Raw genomic sequence first — 22,743 nt, 5'->3', positions numbered from 1 at the left:
TAAACCCACTTCGGAAATCATCTTCCGAAATGGGTTTTTAAATAAGCGATCGTTTCGATGCGCACCGGATCTGCCAGCGGCGATTTCTTTTCGTGGATCAATTCCCCGTATAGCAACTCCCCAAGAAAACGGACCTCGCCTTCAACTGCCGTCCCAGTCTCTGCATCAATCACCTTCAATTGAATATAAAGGGATTGGCCTTGTTCGACATAATCCACGATTTGCACGCTGGCTGCCATCAGAACAATCCGAGCGCTTGCCCGTCTTCCGCCACATCCATATTCAGTGCGGCAGGCGATTTCGGCAAGCCTGGCATGGTCATGATATCTCCTGTCAGGCAGACGATGAATCCTGCGCCAAGTTTCGGGATCAATTCGCGGATTGTCACCGTAAAGCCTTCCGGGCGCCCGAGCAATTTCGGCTGGTCGGATAAGGAATACTGAGTCTTCGCCATGCAGATCGGCAATGCGTCCCAGCCGTACTTTTTCAGTTCGGCCAATTGTTTCTTTGCTTTATCCGTCAATTGGACATCCGCACCGCCGTAGACTTTTTGCACGATCGTCCGCAGCTTTTCTTCAACGGCGTCTTCTTCTGCATACAGATAGCCGAAATCAGCGCCTTTATCGAGTTGCCGTTTGACGAGTTCTGCAAGTTCAAGCCCGCCGGCGCCCCCTTTGCCCCATACTTCCGTCAGCGCGATCGCGACTCCTTCCGCTTCCGCCCAGTCCATCACGTGCGCGAGTTCCGCAGCGCTATCGCCCATAAAGCGATTGAGTGCCACGACCGGCTCGATGCCGAACTGGCGGATCGTTTCCACATGCTTCGCCAAATTGACGATGCCGCGGCGAACGGCATCCGCGTCTTCCGCTCCAAGTTCTTTCTTATCCACCCCGCCGTGCATTTTCAGCGCACGCACCGTCGCAACGATGACGACCGCATCCGGATGGAAGCCGCCTTTGCGTGATTTGATGTGCATGAATTTCTCGGCGCCAAGGTCCGCGCCGAAGCCCGCCTCTGTGACTACGACATCCGCCAGGCTTCTCGCCGTGTTCGTCGCCATCAAGGAATTGCAGCCATGGGCGATGTTGGCGAACGGGCCGCCGTGAACGATCGCCGGTGTCCCTTCGATCGTTTGCACCAAATTTGGCTTGAAAGCTTCTTTCAAGAGCAGCGCGAGCGCACCTTGGGCTTCCAAATCTCTCACTGTGACCGGCTCGCGATCATACGTATAGCCGATGACCATGCGGGCCAAGCGTTCTTTCAAATCTTCCCGAGAAGTGGCGAGGCACAGCACCGCCATGATTTCCGACGCGACCGTGATATCGAAGCCGTCTTCACGCGGCACGCCTTGCGCAGGGCCGCCGAGACCAATCGTCACGTGGCGCAGCGCCCGGTCGTTCATGTCCAGCGCACGCTTCCATGTAATGCGGCGTGGGTCGATGCGAAGCGCATTCCCTTGGTGCAAATGGTTATCGATCAAGGCAGCGAGCGCATTGTTCGCCGAAGTGATGGCGTGGATATCACCCGTGAAATGAAGGTTGATGTCTTCCATTGGCAATACTTGCGCAAAGCCGCCGCCTGTCGCGCCGCCTTTGATGCCCATGACCGGCCCGAGGGAAGGCTCACGAAGCGCCACCATGACCGACTCGCCGCTTCTTCTTAATGCATCCGCAAGCCCCACTGTCACCGTTGATTTTCCTTCGCCTGCCGGTGTCGGGCTGATCGCCGTCACAAGTACGACTTTTCCGTCCTTCGTGGTGTTCGGCAATTTGTTCACATCGATTTTCGCTTTGTGTTTCCCGTACAACTCCAACGCGTCTTCCGCAATCCCGGCTTGCTGTGCAATTTCCTGGATCGGCCGGATAGCCGCTTCTTTTGCAATCGTCAAATCGGTCATCGCCATGCATAGTCCCAACTTTCAATTTTTCTTCCCATTATAAACGGGATGCCGGAAAACACAAGCCTGCCAGCGCCCAGAAAAAACTTCAGCTAGAATAAAAAAACGCACCCGCAATGGGGCACGTTGGCTTAGAAGCGCATGTCTTCGATGAACAGAAGTTCAGGGAAATCCGCTTCAATATGCTGTTGCAAGCCGTACTCTTCCAGCAAATCGTAAAAACCTTCGTCATCCAGCTTCAAAAAGCGCGGCGAATCCGGCTCGTCGTATTGCTCAAACTCCACAATGTACTTTTTTCGGCTATTGCGGGAAATGCTGAATACTTTAAAGGAGTCGAATTCCGTCGCTTCGCCAATCTCTTGGCAATCAATGACCGTCTCCGGATCCATCTTATCCAAGTGCATGTAAAGGAAAGCTTCAGAACGCGGCTGTTCTGCAGAGATGGCTGCCATCTTATCGCTATGACGGTTAATGAACCGTTCCGACAATTCCTGGTGAAACGACAGCGTTTCCCATTCCACTTGGCCTTTGTGTTTCTCGATAAACCGCTCCGTCAATTTTTGCCCGCGCGTCACAGCAAGCCAGTCAACTTTGTCTGCATGGCGGCCGATCAAGCTCATCGGTAATTCCTGCTGTTCGCTTAGCACCTGCCAATTGACCCGGTCCTGGTGTTTTTCGATGAACATCGGCGATGGGCGTCTAGCGGAGACGAGCGTCCAATACTCCCGCTCGTCAAAAGGCTGCCCGTGCATTTTCAATGCCTTCAATTGCTTTGCAGATAACCGGTCTTCTTGAGGCTGCCATTTTTCAGGGCTTGAAAACTCTTCCAGAAAGCGTTCCGATAATTGCTGGTTGCGGATAATCTCGCCCCAGTAAAGAAAGCCGCTGTATTGGCGGATAAACTTTTCGGATAGTGATTGGTGCTTGGAGACCAGCTGCCAATGGATATTGCGTGCGTTATCCGCCAGAAACTTCTCCGACAATCGCTCTTCCTCGCTGATTTTTTTCCAAGCGACCGAACGCTTGCTGTCCAGTCCTTTTTCTTCCATCAATTGTTCAAGGGTGTCAAACATGAAAACCACTCTTTCCTAAAAAAGTATTATCTACCATACTACCACGCCTGCACCCATAGTGAAAAAAGCCCGCCCACCGGATTTTCCGGTGCGCGGGCTGGGTTTGGCATGCGGCTTATTTTTGCTGGTTATGTGTATCGGTCATCCGGTTCTGTTCGTCGAGGTTTCTGGCACTGTCCTTAAAAGCCTGTTCTTCTTCACGCAACTCCTGCTCGCGGCGCTCTTCTTCCAGTCTTTCTTTGTTCTTGTCTCTTGCCATGTAGATCCCTCCTTATGTCTTACCCCTCGTATTCCCGTTCTCCACAAGCTCAAACAGGAAATCTGCTTGCTGAAAAATCTCTTGGCGGGGCGTATACTGGAATAAAAATACGGAAGGATGATGGCTATGGCACGGACCATCCGCTGGGCTTATGCTGAGCAGCACGGCTTCCGCCTGCTCCTCGCCAAAAGCGACAAGGGCCTTTGTTATGTCGGTTCGCCGGGTGAAGGCCTTATTGAAATGCAGCAGCATTGCGCAAAACGGTTTCGGGGCGCTGATTTCGTCCAGGACGAATCAGCGTTAAAGGAATATAAGTATGCAATCGAAGCTTGGCTCGCTGGTTCCCGCGAAAAGTTCCCCTTGCCTCTTGATGTGGAAGGCACCGCTTTTCAACGCTCTATCTGGCAAGCCTTGCAGGAAATCCCTTACGGCCGGACCATTTCTTACTCCGATCTGGCTGAACATATCGGCAAGCCGAAGGCAGTCCGGGCAGCCGGTTCAGCAGTCGGCGCGAACCCTTTGCTGCTGTTCATCCCATGCCACCGGGTCATACGGAAGAGCGGCGATGTGACAGGTTTCCGGGGCGGCATGGCGCTTAAAAATCATTTATTGGAACTGGAACGCAGTTAAGCATCTAAAAGCCGTTATCCGATGAACGGATAACGGCTTTTACTTTTGCGTCGGCATAATGCCATGGAGGATGAAATCCGTGTAAAGTTCAGCGAGTTCCCCAGTGGACAGCTCACCGCCGGGCTGAAACCATTGATAGCTCCAATTGGTCACGCCGAGGACGGCGAAAGCGATCATCTTCGGATTCAACTCCCGGCGGAATTCGCCGCTCTTGATACCCGCAATCAGGACCGATTCGATTTGTTCCCGGAATTCCGCCCGTCTTGCACGGATCGCTTTAGCGTTCTCCTCTTTCAAATGCCTGAGTTCGCGGAAATAGACATTGGCAATCGGCCCTTGTTTTTCCATGTCGCCGATCAATAAGCGGACAATCTCCGACAGCTTTTCTTTTGCCGGCGCTGCATCCTGCAGGATCGATTGCTGCCTGGCGAGCAATTCTTCGATGTATTGCCGGTGGATATCCATCAGCAATGCTTCCTTGCTTTTGTAATGGTAGTAGAAAGAACCTTTTGTCACGCCAAGCGCATCTACTATATCCTGTATCGACGTGGCGCTATAGCCTTTGTCGACAAACAGTGCAATGCTCTGTTGCATAATTTCCCTTTTCAAAATCTGTCACTGCCTTTCCGGACGCCCGATTCCTTGTTTAACTATTATAACATGGCCGAGCCAGGCAAAAAGACCGGACCTCATCGCGAGGTCCGGCCTTCCACCATCATTCAGTTGGCTTTTGGATAATCGCCACCGTGCAGCGCGACACGCAAATGAGCCGTTCTTCTTCATCCATGATTTTGATGTCCCAAATCATGGTGGTGCGCCCTTTGTGAAGCGGCGTGCCGATAGCTGTCACGATGCCGTCTTTTTTTCCGCGGATATGGTTGGCGTTGATTTCCAGCCCGACCGCGATTTCATTTTGCTGGTCAATCGCGTGCCAGGTCCCGAAACTCGCCACCGTCTCTGCGAGAACCACTGATGCCCCACCGTGCAATAAGCCGAATGGCTGGTGCGTCGCTGCATGCACCGGCATCGTCGCGACAATCCGTTCGCCGGACTGCTCTGTCAGTTCAATGCCCAGCACTCCCATGATCGTTTCTTCCACAGGCTTCATCTTCACCATTTTTGCCCCTCTTTTCTTGCCGCCCATTCAAGACGATAATTCTCGATATTGTTCGCGCAGCAGGAATTTCTGGATCTTCCCGCTGGCATTGCGCGGCAGCTCATCGACAAAACGGTACGAGCGCGGCCGCTTGTAGCGCGCGAGATTTTCGTGATTGACGCAGTATTCTTCCAAATCCTCTTCAGTCAGCGATGAATCTTTAGCAACGACGAACGCCAATACCGATTCGCCCCATTTCTCGTCCGGCACGCCAAGCACCGCAACGTCCTGTACTTTGTCATGGCCATGGAGCGCATCCTCCACTTCACGCGGATAGATGTTCTCCCCGCCGCTGATGATCATATCATCGACGCGGTCGGCAACGTATAGATACCCTTGTTCATCCATATAACCCAAATCACTCGAATGGTACCAGCCTTTATAAAGCGCTTTTTCCGTGGCGTCTTCGCGCTGGAAATACCCGGCCATCATGCTCGGCCCCCGTACGATGATTTCCCCGACTTCAAAAGGCGCAAGCACATCTTCCGGTTCCGACGGGCCGTCTTCATTCGGCCGGACGACGCGGATTTCGTGATTATAGGCAGGCTGTCCGGCGGAGCCGGCTTTCGTTAACTGGTCTTCTTCCGATAAAAACGTGATGGCCGGGCCCATTTCCGTCTGTCCATAAGCCTGGATCAAGTCGATGCCGAGCACTTCCTTGACGCGTTTCACGAGCACGGGTGCCATCGGGGCAGCGCCGTATAGCCCACGCTGCAAACTTTCGACTTTCTGCTGCGCGCCATCGATTTCGGAAATCATGCTCCACATCGTCGGCACCGCGAACATCACTGTCACTTTTTCTTTCTCGATTGTATCCAGCGCCAAAAATGGATCGAACTGATGCATGATGATGCTCGATGCGCCCGCTTGGACGCGCGGAATGATATTGCAATGCAGTTCCGCGCAATGGAACATCGGCGCGGCGACCAAACCGACATCTTTTTTGGTCGTCTTGAGCATCGCAATGCACATCATGCTTTGTTCGGCCATGCTCCTGTGGCGATGGATGACGCCTTTTGGCCGCCCTGTCGTTCCGCTCGTATACATGATGGCGTATGTATCCGATTCATCCATTTCAACACCCGGGTCTTCCGTCGATACCCCTGCGACCTGTTCATGGTAATTCTTTGCAAACGATGGCGTCTTGTCGTCGATGGTCCAGAACTGTACCGCCGGGAACTGCGGCGCAATGGTCTGCACTACGCCTTCCAGCACTTCTTCAAACAGCACCACTTCAGGTTTGGCATCTTCGATGATGAATGCCAATTCTTCCGCTTTCAGGCGGAAATTGATCGGGTTGAAGATGGCGCCGATTTTGGCGCAGGCAAATAATGCAGTCGCCAACTCTTGATTATTGAAAAGGTACGTGGAAACACGGTCCCCTTTCGTGACACCTGTTGCCGTCAGCGCATTCGCCAAGCGGTGCACGTCGTCCCGCCACTGCGCATACGTCCAGCGCTTATTTCTTCTTAAATCGACAAACGCTTCACGTTCCGGGTGCAGGGAAACCGTATGATCGAATATACTTCCGAGTGTCGCATACATTATTTTTTCCTCCCTCTACTGAATGGTGGTTCACCAATAAACTACTTTCATAATGTCAGATTAGAACAAATATTTCAACAATTGTTTTGTGAATCTCTTGTTTTGATTCACAACTAATAGACCAGAAGAAATTTTTACCATTATTATTTTTATAACCAAAATAAAACTCTAAATTAAGACTTTTGATTTTTGTAACACAAATGTAACATAAAACTTATTGCCTATATTCGTGAAACTGAATACACTTAAAGAAAATTGCGCACGCAAGAGACGTCGCTGTAAACAAAAGGGGAATGAACATGAAGAAGCTGATCGGCATGGCTATCACGGCTGGAGTCCTATCCTTGGCAATAGGGGCTGCAGATACAGAAGCAAGTTCGTATACAATCAAACCAGGCGATACATTATGGAAAGTGGCTTCAAGCAATAAGGTTTCTGTCGACAACTTAAAAACATGGAATCACCTGAGCACGGATTCCATTTATCCAAACCAAGTCTTGCGCTTGACTTCGCCAGCTGCAGCAAGCACTCCGGCACCAGCCGCACCAGCTGCCGCCAAGACCAGCACTTATACTGTCAAAGCCGGTGATACTCTTTATAAAATCGCCCAGGCACATTCCACATCCGTCGCAAAAATCCAGCAATTGAACAGTTTGAGCAATTCCACTATCCGTATCGGCCAGAAGCTGAAAGTCAGCGGCACAGCATCAGCTGCCGCCGTATCGCCTTCACCGGCTCCCGCTGCGCCGCCAACGCAAGCTAATACGACTACATACCGTGTCGTCTCGGGAGACACGCTCAGCAAGATTTCCAGAAGCTATAAAGTATCGGTTGCGCAATTGATGAGCTGGAACAATTTGAGCACAAGCAATATCCGCGTCGGCCAAGTGCTGAAAATCCAAGGAGGCACAGCTCCTGCCCCTTCGCCTGTCCAAGTTTCCAATCCGGCTGCCTCTTCGAAAGCCGGGCAAGTGCTCTCCATCGCACGCACGCAATTGGGGGTGCCTTATGCATGGGGTGGCACGACTTCAAGCGGCTTTGACTGCAGCGGCTATCTGTACTATGTCTATAACCGCGCAGGCATCACGATTCCGCGCACGAACACCATCGGCTATTACGCAAGTTCGTTTACGGTCAGCTCTCCGCAACCTGGGGACCTGGTATTCTTTAAAAATACCTACCGCCCGGGAATTTCCCACGTCGGCATCTATGTCGGCAACAATAGCTTCATCCATGCCGGCGGAGACCGCGTCCAAATCACCAGCCTCAACGACAGCTATTGGGGCAAGCATTTCGACAGCTACAAACGCCTCAACGCCATGAGATAATGCAGTATGTAAAAAAGCTCCGGAATGTTTCCGGAGCTTTTTTTGCATGTTGATGAATGTATTTTGCTGTTCTATATTTCACCCATCGCTTGTGCGATTTTCTGCGCCACGTCTTTGCCGTTTTGGATACAGGCGCCGATGCCGACACCGTAATAGGAAGAGCCGGCTAGATAGATGCCCGGATAAGCGCTTTTCAGCCGCGCTTCAAGCGACGTGACTGCCGTTTTGTGGCCCATATGGTAATTCGGCATGAGCTCGTTCCACGACGTGATTTCGATGACAGCAGGCTGTTGCTCGATGCCCAGGCTTTTCTGGATATCCGCTTTGGCTGTAGCCGCGACCTGTTCATCGGATCCTTTTTGCAGCTCGGCGAACACCGGATTTGTGCTCTTATAGAACAAACGCACCAACAATTTGTGCTGCGCTGAAGTATGCGGCCACTTGCGGCTCGTCCAGGTGCAGGCATTGCATGCCAAATCGCTGCCTTCCGACACGATAAAACCGGTGCCATCCGCCGGCAATTGCCCGTCCGGCAAGTCGTATCCCAGATAAACGCTGATCAATGACGAGTTGATCAATTGGCCGAATTCTTCACCAAGCGTTTCGTCCTTCACCAATGCCTGGGCTTGCTGGTGCGGAATCGCCAGGACGACGAAATCCGCCTCGCTTGATGTACCGTCCGAAAAGTTCAGCTTATAGCGTCCGTCCTGCTTTTCCAACGAGCTCGTCCCAACGCCTTTTCGGACGAGCGCTGTCTCCAGCTGTTCTTCGAGGCGGTCGATCAAAGCCGCCATCCCTCCCTCGAATGAGATGAACTTCTTATTCGCCGCCCCTTGAAAGGTTTTCTTGTGCGCTTCAAACCCTTTGATGATGCTGCCGTAGTCATTTTTATAATCAATTAAATATGGCAAGGTGGAAGCTAAAGTCAATTCACGCAATGAACCTGAATAAACGCCGGATAAAACTGGCGCAATCTGGCGTTCCACTAGTTCCTTGCCGAGGAACTCTTCCAGGAACTCCCCGATTGAACTGTCTTTCGTGAAACGGTCGTTCACGGTCTCAAAATCTTCCATCGCCCGTTCTTTCCCCTGTTCCGACACGAGCGTCGAACTGAACAGCGCTTCCCGGTCCATCGGGATGCCGAATACGGTATCTTTCGGAATCGCGTGCAATTGGTTATCCGTATACAGGTAGGAGATACCGGTTCCGTTATAAACCATTTGTTCTTCGAGCCCCAGCTCTTCAACGAGCGGCAGGACGCTGGCATGGCGTGCGACAATGGAATCCGCACCGACTTCCATCGCGAAGCCGTCTTTTTTCACTGTACGGATCTTCCCGCCCAGCTGTGCCTCTTTTTCAATAAGCTCCAATTCCAAGTCGAGCCCGTGCTGCTTTTTCATCCGCTCTAGATAATGCATGGCGGAAAGGCCTGTAATCCCCCCGCCGATGACCACGGCTTTCTTCATCCGAATCACTCCTCGCTTATATATCAAACTAAAGAAATCAAATTTATAAAAAGACGGACCATGTTAATGACGTCTAAATGGAGCAAAACCGCGGAAAAACCCTTACTGCTCAATAATGCTGCGCATTACATCGCAAGGCGCAAGGCGACTGAGGAAGCTTGGCGCTCGCCCGCAGGAAATGAATAAGCGATGGAAAGCGGAGCTGATTCATTTTCGATGCTCGGGCTTAGCGAGGGTTGAGCAACGCTTTTTCGTAGCGGTTTTGCGGAATGTTATGAAGTCGTAACATCAAATTATATAGTAATTATTTTATCAAGAAACCAGTATTTCTACAGAGGGCAATATGTCATTTTCAACACGATTTTCGCCATTCGTGGTAGGATTTAACCGAAAGCATTTAAAGGATAGGAGAGGTTCAAATTGATGAATCCGATTGATCAATTGATCATGGAAAGAAGATCGATCAAAAAATTCAAGCCAGACGCTGTCGATGTGGAAGAAATTATCGAATTGCTGAATATCGCAAAATGGGCGCCTAACCATAAAGTGAATGAACCTTGGCGTTTCCAGCTTTACGCAGGCGCCGGCAAAGAAAAGTTCGTCCAGGCATTTCTCGATTCGATGAAAACGCCGGACGGCGACATTCCGCAAAAAGCGCTCAATAAAGCCCAGTATTTTCGTGATATCCCGCTCCACCTCGTCGCCATCATGCCGGTCGACCCGCGGCAGCGACGCTTTGATGAAGATTACGGCGCGCTTAGTTCCATGCTGCAAAATTTCCAATTGGCTGCCTGGCATCGCGGCATCGGCATGATCTGGCGTTCGAACGACTGGATTTACAACCCCGTCTTCCGTGAGGCCATCGGGGTCGAACCAGGGGAGAAAATCGTCGCGACCATGATGATGGGCTACCCTGCACACGTGCCGGAAAAACAAGCACGCACCGATATTCGCGAAAAGCTGGAAATCATCGATCAATAACGAAGAAAAAGAGCATCAGCCTTGATGCTCTTTTTTCTTAACCCAAAACAGATAAGGCGCCGACTGCACCGGAATATTCGCCGTTGTCCGGGAACAATGGCTTCGAACCGCGCAGAATGGTATAGCTCGTAACAACCTCTTTCAAAAGGGCGTTATCGATGAACGACGAGCCGATATAGACGATTGTCGAGCTGCGGCATTGGCGAGCCGCTTGTACACTGACCGTACTGACCGTTTCGCCTACCAAACCGATGACCGTGGCAAGCAATTCTTCTTTCGACAACTCATGGGAAATGGAAAATAGATCCTGCCCAAAATTACTGGCAGTCAACTCACCTGAAATCGGCGGTTCTTTGCCTTCATAAATATGCTTCACTTTTAAATCGATGCGTTCACGCGATCCGCGCTTGGCCTGTTCGACGATTTCATCGAAGCTGGTGATGCCCGTCAGCAAATGGCTGAGGCCGATGAGCGTCCCGCCGCCAATTCCCGTCCCGCCGAGGCGCTCCTGTGTGTTATCCTGCACGCAATGGATCGACGTGCCGGTTCCGACATTTGTGACCAAATAAGCTTCCTCGTGAAGCCCCATGCGTTCAAGCAGTACTTGGACGCCCAAATGGGTCGCTTCGAATTCCACCATTTCCTGTACGGATTTCTCCAGCAAAGATGCAAGAACACCTGATTTGCCGCCTGTCACGCATACTTCACTAGCCGTCAGCCCGTTGATCCATTCCGCTACCAAACCGATTTCAGCAATCGGATACTTCGCAAAATGAATCGGGCCTCCGTCGGTGTAGGCCACTTTGATCAGCGTCCCGCCCGCATCTATTCCGACTTTCATCTATTCTGCACCTTCTCTTCTTAAAAGCACTTTTACTGCCTTACATAGTTTTTAACATATGGGGAAATTCTAACATATTCGCGCAGCGAGCGGGAGGAGTTTGCGCCATTCCGCTTCAGCGCTTTTAAAGATTTCAGTTTTTCAGGATTGAACACCGGCGAATGGGGGAATAGAAACTGCAGCAAACCATTTAATAACTCGTACTGAATTTTCTTTGCTTCTGCAAGGAGGATTTTGTGGGAGGTGATTAAATGGGGAAAATCCAGGGAATACCGAAATTGCTCGACTATCTCGAGCAGAGAAGTTGCCCTATGACAGAGGAGCAGATTAAGCGGCTCCTGTCAGAACGAACGATTCCGCATGCCCGGCCTTACGGTGATATGATCCTGTTCGACGGCAATCACATTGATTGGTGGATTGAAGAACAGCGGAAAACGGATAAATTAGTGACGGATTAACTGCAAGAAAACCCCTGGACTCTGCGTCCAGGGGTTTTTGAATGGTTTTTTCCGTTACCGGTCCAAGCCATTTCCATAGGAATTGCTGAGAATCTTGAACAATTGCTCGAATTTATTGAGGATGTCGAGCGCCAGCAAGCCGTTGCCTTCCGCTGTCTTTGGATAGCCAAGCGGAACCGTGCGCCGGACGAGCTGTGCATACAATTCGGCCTCTGTCAGTTTCCGGTCGAAATCACGCTCGGAAATGTTTCGGATCAATGCCAAGGCCCCCGACACATGCGGAGTCGCCATCGAAGTGCCGGATAAACTGGCGTATTTCCCTTCCAAGTAGGTCGAATAGATATTGATGCCCGGCGCTACCAAATCGATTTCGTTATTGGTATTGCTGAACGGGGCGATGCGCCGGTCGAAATCGACAGCGCCGACTTGAATGACTTCGCCGTAAGCGCCAGGGTAGGCGAATTCATCGGTATCGTGAGCATCGTCCCCTTCATTGCCAGCGGCACAGATGACCGGGATCCCGGCATCAACCGCCCGTTTCACAGCTTCATACAATTCGGGATGATCTTCAGGGCCGCCGAGTGACATCGAAATGACCGTCGTCTTTTGCCCTTCCGGACCGCGCCAATCGATGGCGTAATGGATGCCCGCGATGATGCCTTCATAGCTGCCGCTGCCTTGTTTGTCGAGCACTTTGACAACAAGCAAATCGGCGAGCGGCGCTACGCCGACCACCCCTTCCTCATCTCTCAGGGAAGCGGCGATCGTCCCGGCCACATGTGTGCCATGCCCGTTATAATCCTCGAACCGCTCCGGGTCCCCTCCGTCATCATGCGTAAAGTTGCGGCCGCCTGCGATTCGCGCCTCCAGATCGGGGTGATCGGTCTGACAGCCTGTATCCAGTACGGCCACTACATTGCCTTTGCCATGTTCGGCGCTTTCCCAGACTTCAGGGGCCTGGATTATCCGCACGCCTTCCGGGATACGCGGTGGTGCAGCCGTTACTTGTTCAACGCGGTATGGAATCAAATGAATATTTTTCATCGAGAATTCCTCCTTCAGCTCGTTTCTTTCATTCTACCTGACAGCTACAGACAAAATCAAACGTTTGTTCGCTTTTATAATTGGAAAGTTGTTCTTATTAGTTTCAAGCAAGAGACAGGAATTTCCTGCTTACTGAAGAACACAAGAAAGACGCCAAACTACGAGGAGACCAAAAAACGATGACTACATGGCTATTATACGGAGCGACAGGCTATACAGGAACATTAATCGCACAGGAAGCAGTGAAACGTGGATTGCGGCCGGTCTTGGCCGGGCGCAGCAAAGAAAAAGTGCAGACGCTTGCTGAAGAGCTCGATTTAGAATTCCGCATTTTCGAATTGAATGATCGCACAGCCGAACATTTGAATGGCATCGATCTCGTGCTGCATTGTGCCGGTCCGTTTGAGAAAACTAGTGAACCGATGATCCACGCCTGTTTGGAAGCCGACGCCCATTATCTCGACATTACCGGAGAGATTAGCGTTTTTGAGCATACCCATTCCTTGCACGAGGAAGCGCAACGGAAAAATATCATTTTCTGTTCTGGCGTGGGCTTTGACGTCATTCCGACTGACTGCACTGCGCTGAAGCTGCAGCAAGCTTTGCCGGATGCCATCGAGCTCGCGCTTGGGTTCGATTCGGATTCCGGCATTTCCCCCGGCACCATGAAAACGATGGTCGAAGGGCTCGGCGGAGGCAATATCATCCGTGAAGACGGCCAGTTGACCGCTGTCGCGATTGGCAAGCACCAGCGGGTGATCGATTTCGGGCGCGGACGGAAATCTGCCATGGCGATCCCTTGGGGTGACGTCGCTACTGCGTACTACACTACCGGCATCCCCAATATCACCGCTTGGATTCCGACGCCAAAACCCGCTGCCAAAATGGCACGGCTCATGAATGTGGCGAGTCCGCTGCTGTCTTCTGAAAAAGTGAAGCAGCCTTTGCTGAAATGGATTGAGCGCAGCATACAAGGGCCGGATCAGGAAGAACGCGCCGGAAGCGCAGCGCACATTTGGGGACAAGCCAAAAATAAGGACGGAGTTATCAAAACGTGCCGGATTGATACCGCGAACGTTTATGACCTGACAGTCTACGGAGCACTCGAAGTGACGCAGCGCTTACTGTCAGGCGACTACCCAGGCGGCAGCTGGACACCAGCGGCATTGTTCGGCCCCGAGCTGCTCGAAAGCCTTCCGGGTTCCGGCCGTTTTGAAATCGACAGCTTTTATCCAGGAACAGCCAACTGAATCTACACATAACAAAAAGGCTGACGTTATGTCAGCCTTTTAATAATTGCATACGCTTATTGAACAGAGTTGGATAGGATAAGTATCCGAGGAACACACTAGTCACAGCAGCCGTCGTCAATAACAGGAACATGATGAGCAACTGGAATTGCACCGCTTGTATCGGGTCTGCCCCTGCGATGATCTGCCCGCTCATCATGCCCGGCAATTGGACCAGCCCGACCGTCTTCTGGCTTTCGATCGTCGGGATCATGCTCGCCTTGATCGAATTGATCAATTGCCGGTGAATCGCTTGTTTCGGGGTCCCGCCGAGCGACAGGATCAATTCCGTCTGGTCCTGATGGTCTTCCACTTCCGCCGTGAAGCGGTTCAGGAACAGAATCGACAGCACCATCGAGTTGCCGATGACCATGCCGCTGATCGGGATGATATATTGTGCTGTAGCCGGCGTGATGTTGAAGCCGATCAGAATCCCTTGTGTCAACACTTCCACAAAGATTAAGGTGACGGCAATTTTCCAAGTAATCCCTTGGATGGCTGCGCCTTTTTTCTGCGCGTTATGGGTTGCCGCAACGATCATCAGCGCAACCATCAAGAAGATGTAGAGCAAACTTTCGGAGTCGAAGACGAATTTCAAGACATACCCAACAGCGAGCAGTTGGATGATCGAGCGGATTGTTGCGACCGTCATATCGCGGCCCAGCCCTAAGTTCAATGTTTTCGATAGTAAAAGGGGAATGAGGACGAAAATGAGCGTCAGCGATAAAGCCCAATAACTCATGACACTACCCCTTTCACAAATTCTTCGACGCGATCATTTTGCGGGTCTTCCAGCAGCGAACTCTCGCCGGTCTCCACTACTTGGCCGTCCATCATGACCCATGTGTAATCACCGATTTCGAGCGCCTGTTGGAGATTATGAGTGATCCAGATAATCGTCGTCTTGTATTTCCGGTTGATCTTGCTGATCAATTCCTCCACTTCAAGTTTTGAAGCGCGGTCGAGTGAAGAAGTGATTTCGTCCATCAAGAGAATTTCAGGCTTGTTGACAAGCGTTCTCGCGATGGAAACTTTCTGGCGCTGCCCGCCTGAGAGCTCTTTCACTTTCCGTTCCAGCAGATCTCCTTTCAAGCCGACATCTTCGAGCAGTTCAAGGGCTTCTTCTTTCGCCAATTGCTGCCCCTGCAGCTCCAAAGGCAAATTCAGATTCTCGTATACCGTTCCATTGACCATCGGCGCGCTTTGCAACGCCATCCCGACCATGCGGCGCAGTTCCACCGGATCGTATTCGCCAATCGCTTTATCTTTCACGAAAATTTCTCCGTTCGCCGGCGATATAAGGCCATTGCATAATTTCAGCAGCGTCGACTTCCCGGCGCCAGAAGGCCCTACTAGAGTGGTGATACGGCCTTGTGGAAATGAACCGGTAATATCGTTTAAGATTTCTATGTCTCCAATGCGATAATCCACGTGCTGAAAGTGGATCGCAGGTTTGTACTGGGTGCTCATGCCCACACCTCCCAAATTCTCAAGTTTCTTATTTATAATTATTCTAATGTAGATATCATAGCACAACTTTACAGCCGAACCAAGTAATTGAGAATAACTATTTTTAATTGAGAATACATATCAATTAATGCGTTTTCACAGGCTTCTTAAACGATAATTATTATCATTAAAAAAGAGTTGAATCCTTTTTGGATTCAACTCTTTTCACTTCATTAAGTTTTGAATTTCTTTTGCGGCATTTCTAGGATTGTCCGAAGCTGTGATGGCGCTGCCGATAATCAACACATCAAAGCCTTTCCCTTTCAGCGTCGGAATCGAACTCGCAGTAATACCGCCCGCCAGCGCAAACTTCAATTTCGGGTTTGTGAACTGCTGAAGTTCTTTCTGGAAGTCTGTATGCTTTCCAGCCGATTGCCCATCTTTTCCGATGTGCAGGGCAAAAAGCGTAGCACCCAAACTTTCCAACTCCTCCAACCGGCCACTCCCGTCCACTTGGAGCATATCGATCATGATTTGGCCATTGTGTTCTGCCGCTACCGACAAAGCGGCCTCTATGGTCTTGTCATGTGAGAATGCCATGACGGTCATAATGTCCGCTCCAGCGTCGAAAGCTTGTTGGGCTTCAAATTGTCCGGCATCGCATGTTTTCATGTCCGCCACCAGAACAATGTCAGGGTAACGAAGTTTCATTTCCCGCACAATGTCCATTCCGTACTCTTTGATTACTCCAGTACCAATCTCAATCCAATCAATATAAGGGAGCGTCTCCTCTACCATAAGGAAACACTCTTCCTTCGTTAACCTGTCTAATGCCAATTGAAGTTTCACATACTCGCCTCCAATGATTGACCGACCTTATACGCCCGAGTACGCTAGGAAGCCACCATCCACTGGAACTGTAATACCAGTCACGAAGCCAGAATAATTTTCATCCAATAACCATAGCATCGTACCCACTAGATCTTCGGGTTTGCCGAAACGTTTCATCGGCGTGCTCGCCATAATTTTACCGGAACGCGGAGTCAATGAACCGTCTTTGTTGGTCAGCAAATCTTTATTTTGTGCAGTCAGGAAAAAACCGGGAGCGATCGCATTTACCCGTAAATTTTGTTCAGCAAAATGAACAGCCATCCACATAGTGAAATTATTGATCGCAGACTTTGCTGCACTGTAAGCCGGAACTTTCGTCATCGGTGAATATGCACTCATGGACGAAATATTTAAAATGACCGGAGATTCCTGCTTAAGAAGTTCTTTGCCGAACACTTGGCTGGCCAAAAACGAACCGGTGAAATTACTGGCAAAGACACGGGAGAACCCGTCTTCTTCCAAATCAAAAAATGTTTTTCCTTGGCCGTCTTCAGAGTGAAGCTCAATGTCTGTGATGGCATCGGGATGGTTTCCTCCAGCGCCGTTTATGAGGATGTCGATGTGGCCGTAAGCATTTAAAATTTCTTCTTTTGCCCGTTCCAATGATTGCCGATCCAATACATCCGCAGCTACAGCGATAGCGCTCCCGCCAGCTTGTTTAATCTCATCAGCTACCGTTTGTCCTTTTTCCGCCGTTCTATTCAAAATAGCGACATTTACATTTTGAGTGGCAAGCGCTCTGGCCATTTCCGAGCAGAGAACACCGCTTCCGCCGGTAATAACTGCTGTGCGCCCTGCCAGATTTTCGTGTGAAGAAAACATTCTCCTACCTCCTATTTTTCTTGATAGGCATCCCATAGCCCAAGCAGATACATAATTCCAAGCGCACGGTCATACAAACCATATCCAGGCCGGCATTGTTCGTTCCAAATATGGCGGCCATGATCTGGCCGCGCATATCCCTCGTAGTCTTGAGAAGCAAATTCCCGGACAACTCCAGATAAATCAATGGAACCATCCTGCGTATAATGGGACGTTTCAATGAAGTCGCCGTTTTCGAAAATCTTTACATTGCGTAAATGGGCGAATGGCGAATGCTTAGCATACTTCGCGGCCAGTTCCACCATATCATTTTCTGGATTCGCCCCCATGGATCCTGTACAAAACGTAATGCCGTTGGACGGAGAATCAGAAATCGACAACAGTTTTTCCCAGCTTTCCCCACTCGTCATGATACGCGGCAAACCGAAAATCGACCATGGCGGATCATCCGGATGGATAGCCATTTTGATGCCACTTGCTTCTGCCACTGGCAAAATCGCCTGAAGGAAGTAGCTTAAGTTTTCCCAAAGCGTTTCTTCCGTCATTCCTTCATATTCTTCGAAAAGTTCCTTAATGCGCGACATTTTTTCGGGTTCCCATCCAGGAAGCGTTAAATCAGAAGCTGAGGCCACCGTTTCAATCAACTCTGCCGGATCCAGTGATTCGATTTTCTCCTTTTCGAAAAATAAGGCTGTCGATCCATCAGGCAAAGGCTCGTAAAGTGCTGTTCTGGTCCAATCAAAGACCGGCATAAAGTTATAGCAAATCACCTTGACTCCAGCTTCCCCTAAATTTCGGATCGTTTCTTTGTAGTTTTCGATATACTGCTCGCGATCTACATTTCCGAGCTTGATCGATTCATGGACATTGACGCTTTCCACAACATCCGCGTGAAATCCGTGCGACTTGATATAATCCACTTCCTGCTGAATTTCTTCTTTTTGCCAAACTTCACCGACCGGCTTTTGATGCAAAGCCCAAACGATTCCCTTTGTTCCGGGAATCTGCTTGATTTGCTCTAATTGGACGCTGTCATTATCCTGTCCATACCAACGAAATGTAATATTCATGATTGCCTCCTTTACCCTAATCGTGCACGGTATTGTTTTGCCAAATCAGTTACTTGCTGTGCCCCGCCTGCTTGGTAGGCTTTAGTCAAATCGCTCCCGATGCCTACAGCCACTGCGCCAGCATCCAGCCAATCGTTCATATTGTCCATATTGATGCCACCTGTCGGCATGATTCGCACTTTCGGAAGCGGCCCGTTTACAGCCTTGATAAATGAAGGGTCAAACCCGTTGGCGGGAAACAGCTTCAAAATATCGCAGCCCCATTCCGTTGCCTGCACCATTTCTTTGATTGTCATGCAGCCAGGAAGGTAAGGTACGTTATAGCGATTACAGACTTTGGCGATTTCCTCATCAAAATGAGGGCTGACGACAAATTGCGCTCCGTGGAGCAATGCGTGGCGTGCTGTCTGTGCATCCAGTACGGTGCCCGCGCCTATTAATGCATCGCCAGTTCCTTCCAGTTGATCAAACGCTTTAGCAACGTTCGGAGTCGTATAAGTCAGCTCGATTGCGGTTATGCCGCCGGCAATTGAAGCTTTGGCTACCGCAACCGCTTCATCAGCATCTGCGCCTCGGATGACGGCCACTACCTTGGCAGTTAATAGCGTTTCATACACTTTCATTTTCGGGACCATTCCATCGCTCCTCAGTCAAAGACAATTAATGCTTTTCGCACTTTGTCCGGATTGTTTTCTACAAAAGAGAATGCCTCTTTGACATCGTCCAATTTGAATTTATGGGTAATCAACCCGCCTGAAGTCAGTTCGCCGCTATTCAAATATTTTACGACCGGCCCAAATTGATTGGTCTGAAGCCGTGAACCGACGATTGTCACTTCTTTTTTAGTGATCGGCAATTGCGGAATCGCAGACGGCTGTTCGGTGAATCCGAGCACTACGACGCTTCCTGCTGGAGAGACCACATCAATGGCCAGTTCGACTGTTGACGGAATGCATACGGCATCGATCACCACATTGACACCGGTGTCATTGGTGAATTCGAGCACTTTCTCTTTTACTGATTCCGCTCCTGCGTTGATGACTTTATCTGCACCATTTTCTTGTGCGAACTTAAGCCGTTCTTCGCTGAGATCGGACATATAAACCGTGGCCCCGGCAATCTTCGCCAGTTTCAATATGCAAATACCGATTGGCCCACAACCTTGAATCAGGACGGTATCGCCTTTTTCCACCTGTCCGCGCCAAACTGCCTGCGCACCAATCGTATAAGGCTCCGCCAATACGATTTCGTCCCAGTCCAGCTGTTTGTCTACCGCATGAAGTTGCTTTTCTGGCAATACGATGTATTCGCGCATCCCGCCGTCTTCATGAACCCCGAATACGGAAAGTTTTTCGCAGACATTCGGGCGGCCCTTGCGGCAAGCATAGCATTCACCACAATAATTGATCGGCTCGACCACCACGTGATCACCTTCTTTCAGGGAGCTTACAGCTTCGCCTGTTTCGACCACTTCTCCGGCCACTTCATGCCCCACCACCCGGGGATAGGTTGCAAGCGGGTTACTGCCATGAAAAATGTGCATATCGGATCCACAAATCCCGACCCGCTTTACTCGAACTAAGACATCCTGGGGGTTTTGAAGCTGCGGTCTATCTTGTTCTATGATTTTCATTTCATGCGCTTTAGGAACTTGTACTGCTTTCATTGATATAACCACCTATTCGAATAGACTTGGTAAGAACGTCGTAATGGAAGGAACAAATGCGACGAGCATTAAAACGGCTAAACTCACACCGAGAAACGGCAATAGTTCCCTGGCTGTTTTTCCGATGGACACTTTCCCGATTTGAGAAGCCACGAATAGACAGACGCCGACTGGCGGTGTGACCAATCCGATCACCAAGTTCAAGACCATCATGACACCGAATTGGATTGGGTCCATCCCGACCGTCACCGCTACTGGAAGCAGTACTGGGAACAAAATGACCAATGCGGCAATCGTCTCCATAAATGTGCCGACAAACAATAATAGTAAATTAACTAACAAGATGACGATGATGGCATTTGTTGAAATACCAAGAATGGACTCTGCAACGAGTTGCGGAATTTGCTCCCGCACCATGATCCAGCCGAACAAATTCGCAAACCCGACCAACAGCATGATAGAAGCCGTTGTCGTCATCGAATCGAGCATGATTTTCGGTATTTTTTTCACCGGCAATTCGCGGTAAACAAAGATACCGATTACGAAAGCGTATAGAACAGCCACGATAGAAGCTTCGGTAGGTGTGAAAAGACCGCCCAGGATTCCATACAAAATGATGACTGTCATCAAAATTGCCCAGAAAGCACCGACAAAACTTTTTCCGATAGCTTTCAAAGATTGACGCTCGCCTTTCGGGTAATTCCGCTTAACGGAAATCAAGTACGTAGGAATCATCAAACCGATTCCGAGCAGCAAACCAGGAATCGCACCAGCAAGGAAAAGGTCGCCAATTGACAGTGAAGCAAGCGTTCCAACAATGATCAATGGAAGAGAAGGAGGAATGATCGGTCCGACAGTCGAAGAAGATGCCGTAACGGCAGCGGAGAATCCTGCGCCGTAGCCTTGCTTTTTCATCGAAGGAATCATAACCGACCCGATGCTCGCCGTATCTGCAAGCGCCGTACCCGAAATTCCGGCAAATCCCATGGAGGCGCCGACGTTCGCGAGTCCTAAACCACCTCGGATATGCCCGAAGAAATTATTGGCAAATCCGATGATTCGCTCTGTAATCCCGCCTGCGTTCATCAAGTTCCCCGCCAGGATAAATCCTGGAATACAGAGAAGGACGAAAGAATTCAATCCGCCAAACATTCGTTGGGGAATGATATTCAAAGGAATATCTGCAATGAATAAATACAGCAAAGAACTCAAGCCAAGGCTGAAGGCCACGGGAACTCCAAGAAAAATCAATGCGATAAATGAAATGAAAAGCAGGGCTGCCATTATAAATCATCCCCCTCAAAATTCTGGCTGTAATCCTGTTTGTTTTTCAGTAAGTCGATGATTTTGATAACGGCGTAGAACACCAAAAATACACTCATGACCAAAAGTGAAGCATGCACCCATGATAATTGGAACGGCATGGTAGCTGAATTCTGGTTATGTCCGAGCAGCGTGAAGTTGTATCCTTCGATTACCATGACCGAGCTTAATAAAATGATCGTCAAGTAAATCACTACTTCGTAATATCTCCGGAAATTATCAGGCATTCTTGCCAGCAGAATGTCTACATTGATGAATTCATTGCGCAGCAAGGCCAACGGTGCTCCGAAAGCAATGGAGAATAGAAACAGGTAACGCGTCAATTCCTCTGTCCAGACAAAGGAGAACGGTAAGAAACGCGAAAGAATTTGTACACTGACAATAATGATCACGCCTGCAAAACTCGCAATCGTCAAGAAGGCCAGCGTTCGGTCGATCAACTTCCGGAATATAGACATCCGAGTTCATTCCTTTCATAGTGGAAAGGCACATTCGACCTGTTGGACGAAAGTGCCTTATTCTTCTATATTATTCAACTGCCAAAATTTGCTCATACAGCTCCAATTGTTCAGCAGAAAGTGAGCTTTCGACTGCCGGAGTCATCGCTTCGCGGAATGCATCTTGGTCAACATCGACGAATTCCATTCCTGAATCGATCAAGTCCTGTTCAATTGTTTCAATTTCTTCGTTATACAATTCTTCTCCATATACCTGCGCTTCAGCTGCTGCATCTTGAACTACTTGTTTCAAGTCATCGGAAAGGGCGTTATACTGCTCATTCCCGACAAGGATATAGATCCAAGAGAAAACGTGTTCAGTACGGTTCACATAATCCTGCACTTCATAGAGGCCGCCACTTTGGATAAGGTCAACCGGGTTTTCCTGGCCGTCAATAACGCCTTGTTGCAGCCCTGTGAACACTTCGTTAAAGTCCATGACTTGTGGCGCTGCACCAGCTGCCTGCCAAGTGTCCAAGAACAACGGAACGTTTGGTACGCGCATGCTGAAACCACTCAAATCGTCTGGCGACGTAATCGGTTCATTCGACGTCAAGTTACGCGGAGCGCGCGTGTGGTAGTAAAGCGCTGTTAGACCCGCTTCGTCGCTGATTTCCTGCTTGATTTGTTCACCAATGTCACCTTCTACTACGCTTTGGACGTGCTCCAAGTCACGGAACGCATAAGGAACGGCCATCAAGGCTGCATTCGGCGCCCAGTTTTGCAAAGTCTCTCCCGAAATAACCATGTCGGCTGACCCCGCTTGAATCGAGTTGATCGTATCTGTTTCCCCACCGAGTGAGTTATTCGGGTAAATGGTGATTTCCAGTTGGCCGTCTGCATTTTCTTCCACCAATTCTTCAAACTTCAAAGCCGTTTTGTGCCAGATGTGATTTTCATCCGCCAAATGGCCGAAACGCCATTCCGTTGTGCCGCCCGAAGATTCGCCGCCCTCGCTCGCGTCATCTGAACCACATGCTCCTAAAACCAATGCTGATGCAAAAACTCCAACCATCCATTTTTTCTTCATTATAAAAACTCCCCTTTGTGTAATTTTT

At 49.9% G+C, this 22,743-nt stretch carries 25 protein-coding genes; 5 read left to right on the top strand and 20 right to left on the bottom strand.

What is annotated here, in order from left to right; translation table 11 throughout:
• Positions 1 to 17 precede the first annotated feature (17 nt).
• The 4 genes from DP119_RS08930 to DP119_RS15830 form a co-directional block, all read right to left on the bottom strand.
• Entirely contained in the window at positions 18 to 239 is a 222-nt protein-coding gene (locus tag DP119_RS08930; RefSeq protein WP_112232864.1) for a hypothetical protein, read from the bottom strand.
• The gene (locus DP119_RS08925) at positions 239 to 1,903 is read right to left on the bottom strand and encodes a formate--tetrahydrofolate ligase (protein ID WP_112232863.1); all 1,665 of its coding nucleotides are present in this window, start codon (positions 1,901 to 1,903) and stop codon (positions 239 to 241) included. The genes DP119_RS08930 and DP119_RS08925 overlap by 1 nt, the downstream gene beginning before the upstream one ends.
• Before the next feature lie 125 nt (positions 1,904 to 2,028).
• The gene (locus DP119_RS08920; RefSeq protein ID WP_112232862.1) at positions 2,029 to 2,970 is read right to left on the bottom strand and encodes a hypothetical protein; all 942 of its coding nucleotides are present in this window, start codon (positions 2,968 to 2,970) and stop codon (positions 2,029 to 2,031) included.
• 115 nt (positions 2,971 to 3,085) lie between these two features.
• Positions 3,086 to 3,229, bottom strand: a complete 144-nt coding sequence (locus DP119_RS15830) for a hypothetical protein (protein WP_167399208.1) — start codon at positions 3,227 to 3,229, stop codon at positions 3,086 to 3,088.
• A 126-nt stretch (positions 3,230 to 3,355) separates the two neighbouring features.
• Here DP119_RS15830 and DP119_RS08915 point away from each other — a divergent pair, with 126 nt between their 5' ends.
• The gene (locus DP119_RS08915) at positions 3,356 to 3,859 is read left to right on the top strand and encodes a methylated-DNA--[protein]-cysteine S-methyltransferase (protein ID WP_240616403.1); all 504 of its coding nucleotides are present in this window, start codon (positions 3,356 to 3,358) and stop codon (positions 3,857 to 3,859) included.
• A gap of 39 nt (positions 3,860 to 3,898) precedes the next feature.
• Here DP119_RS08915 and DP119_RS08910 read toward each other — a convergent pair whose 3' ends face one another.
• From DP119_RS08910 to DP119_RS08900, 3 genes are all read right to left on the bottom strand, one after another.
• Positions 3,899 to 4,453 (bottom strand): TetR/AcrR family transcriptional regulator, encoded by a 555-nt coding sequence (locus DP119_RS08910; RefSeq protein ID WP_112232860.1) that lies wholly within the window; start codon positions 4,451 to 4,453, stop codon positions 3,899 to 3,901.
• Between the two features lie 121 nt (positions 4,454 to 4,574).
• The gene (locus DP119_RS08905; protein WP_112233077.1) at positions 4,575 to 4,973 is read right to left on the bottom strand and encodes a hotdog fold thioesterase; all 399 of its coding nucleotides are present in this window, start codon (positions 4,971 to 4,973) and stop codon (positions 4,575 to 4,577) included.
• Between the two features lie 30 nt (positions 4,974 to 5,003).
• Entirely contained in the window at positions 5,004 to 6,560 is a 1,557-nt protein-coding gene (locus DP119_RS08900; protein ID WP_112232859.1) for a fatty acid--CoA ligase, read from the bottom strand.
• A 299-nt stretch (positions 6,561 to 6,859) separates the two neighbouring features.
• Between DP119_RS08900 and DP119_RS08895 the strand changes: the two genes are divergently transcribed.
• Positions 6,860 to 7,888, top strand: a complete 1,029-nt coding sequence (locus tag DP119_RS08895; protein ID WP_112232858.1) for a C40 family peptidase — start codon at positions 6,860 to 6,862, stop codon at positions 7,886 to 7,888.
• Between the two features lie 71 nt (positions 7,889 to 7,959).
• Here the strand turns inward: DP119_RS08895 and DP119_RS08890 are convergent, their stop codons facing one another.
• Positions 7,960 to 9,354 (bottom strand): protoporphyrinogen oxidase, encoded by a 1,395-nt coding sequence (locus DP119_RS08890; protein ID WP_112232857.1) that lies wholly within the window; start codon positions 9,352 to 9,354, stop codon positions 7,960 to 7,962.
• Positions 9,355 to 9,777: 423 nt separating this feature from the next.
• On the opposite strand from DP119_RS08890, the gene DP119_RS08885 reads away from it, so the two are divergent.
• Positions 9,778 to 10,335: a nitroreductase family protein gene (locus DP119_RS08885; RefSeq protein ID WP_112232856.1), complete on the top strand. Its 558-nt coding sequence runs from the start codon at positions 9,778 to 9,780 to the stop codon at positions 10,333 to 10,335.
• A 37-nt stretch (positions 10,336 to 10,372) separates the two neighbouring features.
• Here DP119_RS08885 and coaW read toward each other — a convergent pair whose 3' ends face one another.
• The gene (coaW, locus tag DP119_RS08880; RefSeq protein WP_112232855.1) at positions 10,373 to 11,176 is read right to left on the bottom strand and encodes a type II pantothenate kinase; all 804 of its coding nucleotides are present in this window, start codon (positions 11,174 to 11,176) and stop codon (positions 10,373 to 10,375) included.
• A gap of 251 nt (positions 11,177 to 11,427) precedes the next feature.
• Between coaW and DP119_RS08875 the strand changes: the two genes are divergently transcribed.
• Complete coding sequence (locus tag DP119_RS08875) at positions 11,428 to 11,634, top strand: hypothetical protein (RefSeq protein ID WP_112232854.1); 207 nt, start codon at positions 11,428 to 11,430, stop codon at positions 11,632 to 11,634.
• Positions 11,635 to 11,688: 54 nt separating this feature from the next.
• Here DP119_RS08875 and DP119_RS08870 read toward each other — a convergent pair whose 3' ends face one another.
• The gene (locus tag DP119_RS08870; RefSeq protein ID WP_112232853.1) at positions 11,689 to 12,678 is read right to left on the bottom strand and encodes a S8 family peptidase; all 990 of its coding nucleotides are present in this window, start codon (positions 12,676 to 12,678) and stop codon (positions 11,689 to 11,691) included.
• Between the two features lie 179 nt (positions 12,679 to 12,857).
• Here DP119_RS08870 and DP119_RS08865 point away from each other — a divergent pair, with 179 nt between their 5' ends.
• On the top strand, positions 12,858 to 13,928 hold the full coding sequence (locus DP119_RS08865) for a saccharopine dehydrogenase family protein (RefSeq protein ID WP_112232852.1): 1,071 nt from the start codon (positions 12,858 to 12,860) through the stop codon (positions 13,926 to 13,928).
• Positions 13,929 to 13,959: 31 nt separating this feature from the next.
• Here the strand turns inward: DP119_RS08865 and DP119_RS08860 are convergent, their stop codons facing one another.
• From DP119_RS08860 to DP119_RS08815, 10 genes are all read right to left on the bottom strand, one after another.
• Positions 13,960 to 14,709 carry an ABC transporter permease gene (locus tag DP119_RS08860; protein ID WP_112232851.1) on the bottom strand — a complete coding sequence of 250 codons (750 nt, stop codon included), beginning with the start codon at positions 14,707 to 14,709 and terminating at the stop codon, positions 13,960 to 13,962.
• Positions 14,706 to 15,437 carry an ABC transporter ATP-binding protein gene (locus DP119_RS08855; RefSeq protein WP_112232850.1) on the bottom strand — a complete coding sequence of 244 codons (732 nt, stop codon included), beginning with the start codon at positions 15,435 to 15,437 and terminating at the stop codon, positions 14,706 to 14,708. Before DP119_RS08855 ends, DP119_RS08860 begins: the two co-directional genes overlap by 4 nt.
• Before the next feature lie 204 nt (positions 15,438 to 15,641).
• Complete coding sequence (gene hxlA, locus DP119_RS08850) at positions 15,642 to 16,265, bottom strand: 3-hexulose-6-phosphate synthase (protein ID WP_112232849.1); 624 nt, start codon at positions 16,263 to 16,265, stop codon at positions 15,642 to 15,644.
• Positions 16,266 to 16,292: 27 nt separating this feature from the next.
• Positions 16,293 to 17,129, bottom strand: a complete 837-nt coding sequence (locus tag DP119_RS08845; protein ID WP_112232848.1) for an SDR family oxidoreductase — start codon at positions 17,127 to 17,129, stop codon at positions 16,293 to 16,295.
• An 11-nt stretch (positions 17,130 to 17,140) separates the two neighbouring features.
• Positions 17,141 to 18,199: a mannonate dehydratase gene (gene uxuA / locus DP119_RS08840; RefSeq protein WP_112232847.1), complete on the bottom strand. Its 1,059-nt coding sequence runs from the start codon at positions 18,197 to 18,199 to the stop codon at positions 17,141 to 17,143.
• An 11-nt stretch (positions 18,200 to 18,210) separates the two neighbouring features.
• Positions 18,211 to 18,834, bottom strand: coding sequence for a bifunctional 2-keto-4-hydroxyglutarate aldolase/2-keto-3-deoxy-6-phosphogluconate aldolase (locus tag DP119_RS08835; protein ID WP_112232846.1), 624 nt, complete (start codon positions 18,832 to 18,834; stop codon positions 18,211 to 18,213).
• 11 nt (positions 18,835 to 18,845) lie between these two features.
• Positions 18,846 to 19,865 carry a zinc-binding alcohol dehydrogenase family protein gene (locus DP119_RS08830; RefSeq protein WP_112232844.1) on the bottom strand — a complete coding sequence of 340 codons (1,020 nt, stop codon included), beginning with the start codon at positions 19,863 to 19,865 and terminating at the stop codon, positions 18,846 to 18,848.
• Positions 19,866 to 19,877: 12 nt separating this feature from the next.
• On the bottom strand, positions 19,878 to 21,152 hold the full coding sequence (locus DP119_RS08825; RefSeq protein ID WP_112232842.1) for a TRAP transporter large permease: 1,275 nt from the start codon (positions 21,150 to 21,152) through the stop codon (positions 19,878 to 19,880).
• Entirely contained in the window at positions 21,149 to 21,646 is a 498-nt protein-coding gene (locus DP119_RS08820) for a TRAP transporter small permease (RefSeq protein ID WP_112232841.1), read from the bottom strand. Before DP119_RS08820 ends, DP119_RS08825 begins: the two co-directional genes overlap by 4 nt.
• A 70-nt stretch (positions 21,647 to 21,716) precedes the next feature.
• The gene (locus DP119_RS08815; protein ID WP_112232839.1) at positions 21,717 to 22,715 is read right to left on the bottom strand and encodes a TRAP transporter substrate-binding protein; all 999 of its coding nucleotides are present in this window, start codon (positions 22,713 to 22,715) and stop codon (positions 21,717 to 21,719) included.
• Positions 22,716 to 22,743: the final 28 nt, after the last annotated feature.

The sequence above is a fragment of the Planococcus maitriensis genome, assembly GCF_003289925.1.
Taxonomy (GTDB): domain Bacteria; phylum Bacillota; class Bacilli; order Bacillales_A; family Planococcaceae; genus Planococcus; species Planococcus maitriensis.
The sequence above is the reverse complement of the archived record's forward strand: the minus strand, read 5'-3'. Positions and strand labels throughout refer to the sequence as shown.